This window comes from Streptomyces sp. NPDC035033, from assembly GCF_040636735.1.
Taxonomy (GTDB): domain Bacteria; phylum Actinomycetota; class Actinomycetes; order Streptomycetales; family Streptomycetaceae; genus Streptomyces.
In genome coordinates, this window is the sequence record NZ_JBEZUZ010000146.1 from 1 (window position 1) to 11228 (window position 11228).

The window sequence follows — 11228 nt, forward strand, 5'->3', positions numbered from 1 at the left end:
CTTGGCGGGGTGGGGGGTGACCCGCCCGGGCACGGAGCCGGGCGGGTGGGGGGCGGGACGGGCGCGGGCCGTCAGGCCCGGGTGCCGGCGGCCCGGAAGCGCGGCGAGTAGCCGACGATCCGGCGGGCGCTGAGCGGCGGTTCGGCCGGGTGGGCGGCGGTGGTCCAGCGGCCCAGGCACATCTCGGCGGTGATGCCGGGGCCGAAGCCGGCGAGGATGCCGCGGGCGCCCTCCGGCTGCCCGCCCTCCTCGAAGAGCCGCCGGACCGCGTCGAGGACGACGGCGCTGGCGATGTTCCCGTACTCCGTGAGGGTGGCCCGGCTGAACCGGAAGGCCTCCGGCGGGACTTCGAGGAAGAGGCTGAGGTCGTCCAGGATCCGCGGCCCGCCGGCGTGGATGATGTAGAAGTCGAGGTTCCCGGCGTCCCAGCCGTGCGCGCCGGCGATCTCGCGGAGGGCGGGGGCCAGCGGCTCCATCGTGGTGGGCACCCGCTTGTCGAGCAGGAAGTGGAAGCCGGTGGCGCGGACGCTGTAGGCGATCCAGTCCTCGGTGTCGGGCACCAGGTGGGAGTTGTTGCGCTCCAGGGAGATGCCGCTGCCGCCCCGGCCGCGGACCACGGCGGCGGCGACGGCGTCGCCGAAGAGGCCGTTGGAGAGCAGCGAGCCGACGCCGAGGTCGGTCGGCTGGTAGCAGAGCGAGCAGAACTCGCAGGCCACGATGAGGACGTTGGCGTCCGGGTAGGCGGTGCAGAAGTCGTGCGCCCGGTTGATCGCGGCCCCGCCGGCGGCGCAGCCGAGCTGGGCGACGGGCAGCTGCCGGGTGTGGCTGGGGAAGCCCATGGTGTTGATCATCCAGGCGGTGAGCGAGGGCATCATGAAGCCCGTGCACGACACGTAGACGATCATGTCGATGTCCGCGGGGCGCAGGCCCGCGTTGCCCAGGGCCTCCTCGACGACGGCGGGCACCCGGGCCTTGGCCTCGGCCTCGTACAGCTCGTTGCGTTCCTGGAAGCCCGGATGCGCCAGGGTCTTCTCGATGGGCTGCACGATGTGCCGCTTGGCGACACCGGTGTTGCCGATCAGCCGCAGCGCCAGGGGGAGTTGGGGATGGTCGGCGTGGCGGGAACGGGCGAGGTCGAGCGTCTCCTCCATCGTGATCACGTGCTCCGGCACGGCCACCGCGGGTTTGCACAAGGTCACCACGGCACTCGCTCCTTCTTCTCGATCGGCGAACTGCGGCCCACACTCACCCCGTGATCCCGAGCCCGCAACCGCGAGCGCGTCCGATCGGTCACGGAGGGTGATGACCGGGGCGGTGCGGGGCTCGGCCGTACGAGGGGCTGTGCGGCGTCCGGCGTGTCGCGTCCGCCCGTCGCCGGGAAGAGCCACCGCATGACCTCCGAACCGCTGACGTCCGGACCTCCCCCGTCCGGCTCCGCCCCGGCGGGCTGCCCCGCCGGCCGGCCCGCTCCCCCGGTCCGCGACTGGGCCGTCGACGACCTGCCCGCCCTCGACTTCGACCCGCTCCTGTCCGAGCTGCTCGCGAAGGAGCCGGTCGCCCGGATCCGGCTGCCGTTCGCCGCCGAGAACGAGGCGTGGCTGGTCACCCGGTACGCCGACGTACGGTCCGTCACCTCCGATCCCAGGTTCAGCCGGACGGCCCTGCTCGACCGGCAGGTCACCACGATGACCGGCCACATGGTGGCCTCGAAGGCGGCCCTGAACTACGCCGACCCGCCGTACCACACCCGGCTGCGCAAGGCGGTGACCAAGACCTTCACCGGCCGCGGCACCCAGCGGCTGCGGCCCCTGGCGCAGGCGTCCTGCGACCGGCTCCTCGACGCCATGGAGGAGGCCGGGCGGCCCGCCGACCTGATGAAGCACCTGCACGGGCCGCTGCCGATGGCGGTCGTCTGCGACCTGCTGGGGATCCCCGACGGGGACCGGGCCGAGCTGGCCTCCTGGCCGGACCTGATCCTCTCCTCGGGCCCCGGCCCGGAGGGCAGCCGCGCCGCCAAGGCGCAGATCCACGGCTACGTCACCCGGCTGCTGGAGGACCGCCGCCGGGAGCCGCGGGAGGACCTGGCCGGGGAGCTCGCCGAGTCGCTCGCGGAGGGCCGGATCAGCTCCGACGAGGCGGTCTCGCTCGCCATGGCGATCCTGATCAGCGGCGCCCACGCGGTCCGCAACAACAGCGCCAACATGGTCTACGTGCTGCTCACCCGTCCGGACCTGCTCGCCCGGCTGCGGGCCGAGCCGGAGCTGCTGCCGCAGGCCGTGGACGAGCTGCTGCGGTGGATCCCGCACCGCAACGGCGTCGGGCTGCCCCGGATCGCGACCGAGGACGTCGAGGTCGGCGGGGTGCTGATCCGGGCGGGCGAGGCGGTGTACGCCTCCTACCTGGCGGCCAACCGGGACCCGGAGGTCTTCGCCGACCCGGACGCCCTCGACTTCGACCGCACCGGCACCGGGCACGTCTCCTTCGGCCACGGACCGCACCACTGCATGGGCGCGATGCTGACCCGGATGGAGTCCGAGGTGATGCTCTCCACGCTCCTGGCCCGCTACCCGGAGCTGCGGCTCGCGGGCCGTCCCGAGGACGTGCCCTTCCAGTCCCGGGGCCTGATCCGGGGCCCGCGGGAGCTGTACGTCACCTGGTGACGGGTCACTCCCCCGCGGCGGCGTCGTACTCGGCGGTCAGGGCACGGCACTTCTCGACGTCGGCGGCCATGGCCGCCAGCAGGTCGTCGAGGGTGTCGAACTTGAGCATGCCGCGCACGTAGGCGAGGAAGTCGACGGTGACGTGGAGACCGTACAGGTCGAGGCCCTCGCGGTCGATCGCGTACGCCTCCACCGTCCGCTCGGTGCCGTCGAACTGCGGGTTGGTGCCGACGGAGATCGCCGCCGGCATCCGCTCGCCGTCCGCCGTCAGCCAGCCGGCGTAGACGCCGTCGGCGGGGATCGCGGTGTGCGGCAGGGTCTCCACGTTGGCCGTGGGGAAGCCCAGTTCGCGGCCGCGCTGCGCGCCGCGCACGACGATGCCCTCGACGCGGTGCGGGCGGCCGAGGATCTCGGCGGCGCCGGCCACGTCGCCCTCGGCGACCAGCCGGCGGGTGAGGGTGGAGGAGAAGGGCTGCCCGCCGCCGGCCGCGCCGCTGACGTACAGGTCGATCACCTCGACGTCGTAGTCGTAGGTGGCGCCCAGCTCGGTGAGGTACTCCACGGTGCCCGCGGCCCGGTGGCCGAAGCGGAAGTTGGGGCCCTCGATGACGGTCCGGGCGTGCAGCTTGTCGACGAGCACCTTGACGATGAAGTCGGCCGGCGACAGCTGCGAGAACTCGGCGGTGAACGGCAGCACCAGGACCGCGTCCACGCCCAGGTCGGCCATCAGCTCGGCGCGCCGGTGGTGCGGGGCGAGCAGCGGCGGGTGGCTGCCGGGGCGCACCACCTCGGAGGGGTGCGGGTCGAAGGTCACCACGACGGCGGGGACGCCCAGTTCCCGGGCGCGCTCGACGGCCCGTCCGATGATCAGCTGGTGTCCGCGGTGCACCCCGTCGTAGGAGCCGATGGTGACGACGCTGCGCCCCCAGTCCTGGGGGATGTCCTCCAAGCCACGCCAGCGCTGCACTGTGACCGCTCCTCGTCCGCCTGTTCGCCCTGTACGCCCATTACGCAGGTCTAAGACTGCCATGCCCGGGCCCGTCGGTCCGCATCGGCATGGGCATGTCCGGGTCCGCGCGGCGCGGGCACGGTCTCGGCGAGCAGGGCGGCGAAGGCCGGGTGGTCGGCGGCGAGCGCGGCGAGCAGCCGGTCGCGGTGGGCCGCGCCGCCCGGCTCGCGGGCGTGGAGGGCGGCGGTCCGGTCCAGCAGGGCGCGGGTGCGCCCGGCCGGACGGCGGACGGCGCCCTCGGCGGCGGCGGTCAGCAGCGCGTCCGCCACCGCGCGGCTCCCGTGCGTGCCGTGCGTCCCGTGGGTCTCGTGGGTCTCGTGCGTCTCGTGGTCGAGGAGGACGTCGAGGAGTTCGGCCCGCAGATGGCGGGAGGCGCCGGTGCCGGGGGCGGCGAGGACGGGCGCGAGGGCGCACCGGACGGCGGCGGACCCCGTCCGGATCAGCCCGGCGACCAGCGGGAAGAGCACGGCCCGCGCGGTCGGCCCCTCCTCGAACCGCAGGTCGGCGTAGGCGGCGGCGTGTCCGGCGCCCTCGGGGTGGCGGGCGGCGTGCTCCCGGACCAGGACGGCGATCCGGCGGGTGAGGGCGGGGGCGTCGACGACGGCGAGGGCCCGCAGCACGCCGCCCGGGTCCCGGCCCGTCTCCAGCCGCTCGCGGAGGGCGCCGAGGACGGCGTCGGGGTGGTCGGGCAGCGCCTCGACGAGCGCGTCGGCCGGCACCCGGGGGTCGGCGAGGGCGCGGGACAGGTACAGGGCCCGGACGTGCGGGTCGCGGACGAGCATCCCCAGGGCGGCACCGTGCAGCCGGCGGTCGCCGGGGCGGGCGAGCAGCGCGGTCGCCGCGTACCGCAGCGGCCCCCGGTCCCGGTCGCCCGGCCGCCGGGCGGCGAGGAGGCTGCCGTAGAGGGCGGCGGTCAGCCGCCGTTCGGGCCGCCCGTCGTCGTGCGCCCACCGGTCCACGGCCCGGGCGAGCGCCGCCGGCTCGTCGTCGACGAGCGCGCCGAGCAGCCCCTCGGCGAGCGGGTGCGCGGCGCCGGCCAGGGCCTCGCACAGGTCGTCGACGGCGGCCCCCCGGTGGGCGTGCAGCAGCTCCTGGGCGGTGGTGGCGACGGTGGCGTACGGCCGCGAGGGCAGCGCCCGGCCGTCCGTGAACCACCGGCAGAGCAGTGGCTGGATCTCCCGGGGCCGGGCGGCGAGCAGCTCCTCGACGGCGTCGAGGAACCGCGCGGGGCCGGTCCCGTCCTCCGTGGCCGGCGGGTCGGCGGTGACGAGGCGGCGCAGGAGGTCGAGGCGCTCGTCCTCCCCGACGGCCAGCCCCCGCCACCACTCCGCCCCGAAGGCGTCGAAGGCCCCGGGCCGGGCGGCGCCCTCCCCCACCCGGTCGGCGAGCCGCCGCAGCACGGGCAGGTACGGGCGCGGGTCGTCGACCCCGGCGAGCGTCCGCGCGAGCAGCGCGCCCGCCCACCACACGGCGTCCTCGGGGTCCTCGTCCCGGAAGCCCGCCAGGGCGTCGAGGAGTCCGGCGAGCCGGGGGGCCAGGGCCGCGGGCCCGCCCTCCCGGTGCGCCAGCAGGAGGGCCTGGAGGACGGGCCCGACGCGGTGCCGGGGCACGGGCAGGTACGCGGGGGCCCGGTCCGCCTCCGGGGCGCCGCTCCCGGCCGCGGCCCGCCCCCGCCGTCCCCGGCCGCGCGGCGCGCCGGCCCCCGGCTCCGGCCCGGCCGCCGGTGCCTCCTCCGGCGGGTGGGCGGCCTCCTGGGCCGGGAGCCGTTCGGGGTCGGCCTCGGGCCGGCGGTGGACGAGGGTGTGGAGGGCCGTGTCCAGGTCGAGGTGGGCGGCCTGGAGCCAGTCGGCCACCTCCTCGTGGGCGAAGCGGTAGCCGGCGCCGGCCGGGACGAGCAGGCCCTCGGTGAGGACGGCCGGGGCCCAGCCCTCCCGCCAGGGGAACAGCTCCTCGAAGGAGGCGCGGTCGAGGAGGCCGTGGCCGGGGCCCAGGCAGCGCCGGGCGGCCTCGTGGACCTGGCCGGTGACGCGGGCGGCGAGCCGCCGGACGGCGGAGCCGGTGGGCAGGGGGCGGAGGTCCGCGGCGATCCGGACGGCGATCCGCAGGCACATCAGGTCGAGGTGGGCGGTGAGGATCGCGGCGCGGTCGGGCCGGCCGGGCACCTCGCCGGGGAGCGCGGCCCGCACCTCGGCGAGCAGCCGCAGGGCGAGCGGGTGGCGGGCGTCCGCCGCGGCGAGGTCGTCGTCCCCGATCCCGTACCCCCGGCGGACGGCCGCGGCCTCGGCCTCGGTGAGGTCGCCGAGCGGCAGGACGGCGGGGGCGGCGCTCCACAGGGCCGCGGCCCCCTCCCCGTACTCGGGGCGGCAGGCGAGCACCAGCCGGGCTCCGTGGGCGCGCAGCCAGTCCTCGGTGGCGCGGGTCCAGGCGGCGAGCCGGTGGGCGAGGAGCGGGGGCATCTCCTCGGGGCCGTCGAGGACGACGAGGAGCGGCCGGCCGGCCTCCCGGGCGAGGCCGGCGGCGCGTTCGGGGGTGACGGTGCCGCCGGCGGCGCCGGAGGCGGCGGCGATCCGCGCGGCCCGCCGCAGGGCCCGCCCGACGGCCTCGGCGACCGAGCCGTCCCCGTCGTGCAGGTCGGCGCCCCGCAGCCGGACGGTCGGCGCGGGCGCGGCGCCCCGGGCCCGCTCCTCGCAGACCGCGCCGAGCAGGGTGGTGCGGCCGCTGCCGGGCTCGCCGACGACGGTGAGCACGGGCACGGCGCCGGCGCCGGGCTCCTCCGGGGCGGCGAAGCGGGTCAGGACGCGGGCGGCGGCCGGACGGGCGACGGGGGCGGGCCAGGGGGACGGGTCGCGGGCGGGCAGGGCCGTGGGGGCGGTGAGTTCGAGGACGGCGGCGAGGTTGAGGTCGGGGCCGTGGGCGGGGACCGTGGCGGCGTTGCGGCGCAGGAGGGCGCCGAGGGGGCCGTCCGGGCGGATCGGGACGGCGTGCCCGGCGGCGCGCGGGTCGCCCTGGAGGGCGGTGCCGACGACGCCGAGGACGGTGCCGGTGGCGCTGTCGAGGACGGGGCCGCCGGCGGCCGGGCCGCCGGGCCGCAGCGCCTCGGCGCCGTCGGTGCCGATGGCGAGTTCGAGGGCGTCGGCGAGGACGTGGAGGCGGCCGGCGGCGGCGTACGTGACGGCGGCGGGCCCGAGGACGCGGGCCTCGCGCCAGCCGTGCGCGGCGATCCGGACGTACGTGCCGGGTTCGACGGCCGGGCGGGTGGCGAGCGGCAGGGGGCCCACGCCGAGGCCCTCGGTGCGGATCACCGCGAGGTTGTGGGCGGGGAAGGGGGTGACGGCGTCGGCCTCGGCGAGCCGGGTCCGCTCGCCGGGGGCGTGCAGCACGACGCGCGCGAGCCCGTCGACGGCCTCGTGGCTGGTGACGAGGGTGCCCTCGTGGTCGGCGAGGAATCCGGTGCCGCGCGGCCGGCCCGCCAGATCGCAGATCCGTACCAGCCCCACCGGCTCCGCCAGGTCCCCGCGTCCCATGGTGGGGAGGGTAGGTCGACGGTGATCACCGGTGAGCCCTGTCGGGCGAACGCGCCCCCTCTCACCCCCCGATTCACTCCGAGCGCTTCCCCGATGGGGTGAAGAAACGCCGAAGGGCGGGCGCGCCGTGCGCACCCGCCCTCCGGTCCGGCGGCTCAGCCGAAGACGGCCAGGCTCTTCGCCTTGCCCCGCTGGTCCTCCACCAGGGCGAGCAGCTTCCCGTCCGGCCCGAAGACCGCGACCGGCCCCTTGGGGTACTCCGGCATCTCCAGACGCACCCCGTTGAGCAGCAGCCGGGCCCGCTTGGCGTCGACGTCCCAGCGCGGGAACGCCGCCGCCGCGGCCTCGGCGACCGGCATCACGGTCAGCTCCTCCTGGAGCTGGTCGAGGGTCCGGGCGCCGTCCAGCTTGTACGGGCCGACCCGGGTGCGCCGCAGCGCGGTGAGGTGGCCGCCGACGCCGAGTCCGGCGCCGAGGTCCCGGGCCAGCGCCCGGATGTACGTGCCGGAGGAGCAGACCACCGAGACGACCAGGTCGACGACGGGGGTACCGTCCTCGGCGGTCTCCTCGCGGACGTCGTACACCCGGAAGGAGGAGACGGTGACCGGCCGGGCCGGGATCTCGAACTCCTCGCCGCCGCGCACGCGCGCGTAGGACCGCTTTCCGTCGATCTTGATCGCGGAGACCTTGGAGGGGACCTGCATGATGTCCCCGGTCAGCTCCGCGACCCCCACGTCGATCTGCTCGCGGGTGACCTTCGACGCGTCGACCGACGCCGTGATCTCGCCCTCGGCGTCGTCGGTGACCGTGGTCTGGCCCAGACGGATGGTGCCCAGGTACTCCTTCTCGGTCAGCGCGAGGTGGCCGAGGAGCTTGGTGGCCCGCTCCACGCCGAGGACGAGGACGCCCGTGGCCATGGGGTCGAGCGTGCCGGCGTGGCCGACGCGGCGGGTCTTCGCGATCCCCCGCATCTTGGCCACGACGTCGTGCGAAGTGAAGCCCGACGGCTTGTCGACGATGACGAGGCCGTCGGGCGTGTTCCCTGCGGTGCTCATTCGGCGGTGTCGTCCTCGCCCTGCTTCTTGTACGGGTCGGCGTCGCCCGCGAAGGTGGCGCCGGAGGACGCCTGGCGCACCTGCGCGTCGGAGGCGCGCGCCTTGTCGAGGAGGTCCTCGATCGTCCGGGCGTTCTCCGGGAGGGCGTCGGCCACGAAGGACAGGGTCGGGGTGAACTTGGTCCCGGCCGCCCGGCCGACGGCCGAACGGAGGATGCCCTTGGCGCTCTCCAGGCCGGCCGCGGCGCTCGCCCGGTCCTCCTCGTCGCCGTAGACCGTGTAGAAGACCGTCGCCTCCCGCAGGTCACCGGTGACGCGGGTGTCCGTGATGGTCACGTGCGTGCCCAGGCGCGGGTCCTTGATGCCGCGCTGCAGCTTCTCGGCGACCACCTCCCGGATGAGGTCCGCCAGTTTCTTCGCCCGCGCGTTGTCGGCCACTGGTCCGTCTCCTTCTTTGCCTTGCTCGTTCAGTCTTCATCAGTGTGGAGCCTTCGGCGCACCGAGAGCAGCTCCACCTCGGGCCGGGCGGCCACCAGCCGCTCGCAGCGGTCGAGGACGCCGTTGAGGTGTCCGAGGTCCCCCGACACCATCGCGACGCCGATCTCGGCCCTCCGGTGGAGGTTCTGGCCGCTCACCTCCGCCACGCTCACCGAGAACTTCCGCTGGAGCTCGGCGACGATCGGCTTCACGAGGGAGCGTTTCTCCTTGAGCGAATGGACGTCGCCGAGGAGCAGGTCGAAGGACAGAGTCCCCACATACATGTGTGTCCGGATGTCCCGCCGGTTCGGGGTCAGTGGCCCCGCCAACGGCTGGACGGGGACACCGAAACCGTACACGGAACGGCCGGGGCCGATCGACGGAAATAATCCCCGCCGACCGGCCCCGGCACTTCACCGCGTGTTACGCGCGCGGCTTCTCGCGCATCTCGTACGTCGCGATGACGTCGTCGACCTTGATGTCGTTGAAGTTTCCGAGGTTGATACCACCCTCGAAGCCCTCGCGGATCTCGGTGACGTCGTCCTTGAAGCGACGCAGACCCTCGATGTTGAGGTTCTCGGCGATGACCTTGCCGTCGCGGATGAGGCGCGCCTTGGTGTTGCGCTTGACCTCGCCGGAGCGGATGAGGACACCGGCGATGTTGCCGAGCTTGGAGGAGCGGAAGACCTCGCGGATCTCCGCGGTGCCGAGCTCGACCTCCTCGTACTCCGGCTTGAGCATGCCCTTGAGGGCCGCCTCGATCTCCTCGATCGCCTGGTAGATGACCGAGTAGTACCGGACGTCCACGCCCTCGCGCTCGGCCATCTGCTGCGCGCGCCCGGCGGCGCGCACGTTGAAGCCGATCACGATGGCGTCGGAGCCCATCGCCAGGTCGATGTCCGACTCGGTGACGGCACCCACGCCGCGGTGCAGGACGCGGATGTCGACCTCCTCGCCGACGTCCAGCTGGAGCAGGGAGGACTCCAGGGCCTCGACGGAACCAGACGCGTCACCCTTGATGATCAGGTTCAGCTGCTGGATCTCGCCGGCCTTGAGCACCTTGTCCAGGTCCTCCAGCGACACGCGGCGGACGCGCTTGGCGAAGGCCGCGTTCCGCTCGCGGGCGGCACGCTTCTCGGCGATCTGGCGGGCGGTGCGGTCCTCGTCGACGACGAGGAAGTTGTCACCGGCACCCGGGACGTTGGTGAGACCCAGGACGAGGACGGGGGTCGACGGGGTCGCCTCCTCCACGTTGTTGCCCTTGTCGTCGAGCATGGCCCGGACGCGGCCGTACGCGTCGCCGGCGACGATGGTGTCGCCGATGCGCAGCGTTCCGCGCTGGACCAGGACCGTCGAGACGGCACCGCGACCGCGGTCGAGGTGCGACTCGATGGCGATGCCCTGCGCGTCCTGGTCCGGGTTGGCCCGGAGGTCCAGGGCGGCGTCGGCGGTCAGGACGACCGCCTCGAGCAGCTTGTCGATGTTCAGGCCCTGCTTGGCGGAGATGTCGACGAACATCGTGTCGCCGCCGTACTCCTCCGCGACCAGGCCGAACTCGGTCAGCTGACCGCGGACCTTGACGGGGTCCGCGCCCTCGACGTCGATCTTGTTGACCGCGACGACGATCGGGACCTCGGCCGCCTTGGCGTGGTTGAGCGCCTCGATCGTCTGGGGCATCACACCGTCGTTGGCCGCCACCACGAGGATCGCGATGTCGGTCGACTTCGCACCGCGGGCACGCATGGCGGTGAACGCCTCGTGACCCGGGGTGTCGATGAAGGTGATCTTGCGCTCTTCGTCGTTGACCTCGGTCGCGACCTGGTAGGCACCGATGTGCTGGGTGATGCCACCGGCCTCGCCCGCGACCACGTTGGTCTTGCGGATGGCGTCGAGGAGGCGGGTCTTTCCGTGGTCGACGTGACCCATGACGGTCACGACCGGCGGACGGGCGACCAGGGCCTCTTCGCCGCCCTCGTTCTCACCGAACTCGAGGTCGAAGGACTCCAGCAGCTCGCGGTCCTCCTCCTCGGGGGAGACGATCTGAACCGTGTAGTTCATCTCGTCGCCGAGGAGCTGCAGCGTCTCGTCGGAGACGGACTGCGTGGCCGTGACCATCTCGCCGAGGTTCATCATGACCGCGACGAGCGACGCCGGGTTGGCGCCGATCTTCTCCGCGAAGTCGGTGAGGGACGCACCGCGCGACAGGCGAATGGTGTCGCCGTTGCCGCGAGGCAGCATCACGCCGCCCACGGACGGGGCCTGCATGGCCTCGTACTCCTGGCGCCTCTGCCGCTTCGACTTGCGACCGCGACGCGCGGGACCGCCGGGACGGCCGAAGGCGCCCTGCGTGCCACCACGGCCACCCGGGCCGCCGGGACGGCCGCCGAAGCCGCCGGGACGACCGCCGAAGCCGCCGCCACCGCCGCCGGGACCACCCGGGCGACCGCCGCCGCCACCGGGACCGCCGGGACGGCCGGCGAAGCCGCCGCCACCGCCGCCGGGAC

At 74.8% G+C, this 11228-nt stretch carries 8 protein-coding genes; 1 reads left to right on the top strand and 7 read right to left on the bottom strand.

What is annotated here, in order from left to right; genetic code table 11:
- Window positions 1-71: 71 nt before the first annotated feature.
- Entirely contained in the window at window positions 72-1388 is a 1317-nt protein-coding gene (locus AB0E83_RS33625; protein WP_362120325.1) for a type III polyketide synthase, read from the bottom strand.
- 3 nt (window positions 1389-1391) lie between these two features.
- Between AB0E83_RS33625 and AB0E83_RS33630 the strand changes: the two genes are divergently transcribed.
- Window positions 1392-2660: a cytochrome P450 gene (locus tag AB0E83_RS33630; RefSeq protein WP_362120327.1), complete on the top strand. Its 1269-nt coding sequence runs from the start codon at window positions 1392-1394 to the stop codon at window positions 2658-2660.
- A 4-nt stretch (window positions 2661-2664) separates the two neighbouring features.
- Here AB0E83_RS33630 and AB0E83_RS33635 read toward each other — a convergent pair whose 3' ends face one another.
- The 6 genes from AB0E83_RS33635 to infB all read right to left on the bottom strand — a co-directional run.
- On the bottom strand, window positions 2665-3627 hold the full coding sequence (locus tag AB0E83_RS33635; RefSeq protein ID WP_362120329.1) for a bifunctional riboflavin kinase/FAD synthetase: 963 nt from the start codon (window positions 3625-3627) through the stop codon (window positions 2665-2667).
- Between the two features lie 50 nt (window positions 3628-3677).
- A complete protein-coding gene (locus AB0E83_RS33640; protein WP_362120331.1) occupies window positions 3678-7193 on the bottom strand; it encodes a serine protease in 3516 nt (1171 codons plus the stop codon).
- A gap of 155 nt (window positions 7194-7348) precedes the next feature.
- The gene (gene truB / locus AB0E83_RS33645) at window positions 7349-8248 is read right to left on the bottom strand and encodes a tRNA pseudouridine(55) synthase TruB (protein WP_362120333.1); all 900 of its coding nucleotides are present in this window, start codon (window positions 8246-8248) and stop codon (window positions 7349-7351) included.
- A complete protein-coding gene (gene rbfA, locus AB0E83_RS33650; protein WP_362120335.1) occupies window positions 8245-8685 on the bottom strand; it encodes a 30S ribosome-binding factor RbfA in 441 nt (146 codons plus the stop codon). The genes truB and rbfA overlap by 4 nt, the downstream gene beginning before the upstream one ends.
- Before the next feature lie 29 nt (window positions 8686-8714).
- Window positions 8715-9008, bottom strand: a complete 294-nt coding sequence (locus AB0E83_RS33655) for a DUF503 domain-containing protein (RefSeq protein ID WP_031008504.1) — start codon at window positions 9006-9008, stop codon at window positions 8715-8717.
- 139 nt (window positions 9009-9147) lie between these two features.
- A partial coding sequence (gene infB / locus AB0E83_RS33660) for a translation initiation factor IF-2 (RefSeq protein ID WP_362120337.1) occupies window positions 9148-11228 on the bottom strand: 2081 nt, incomplete at its 5' end.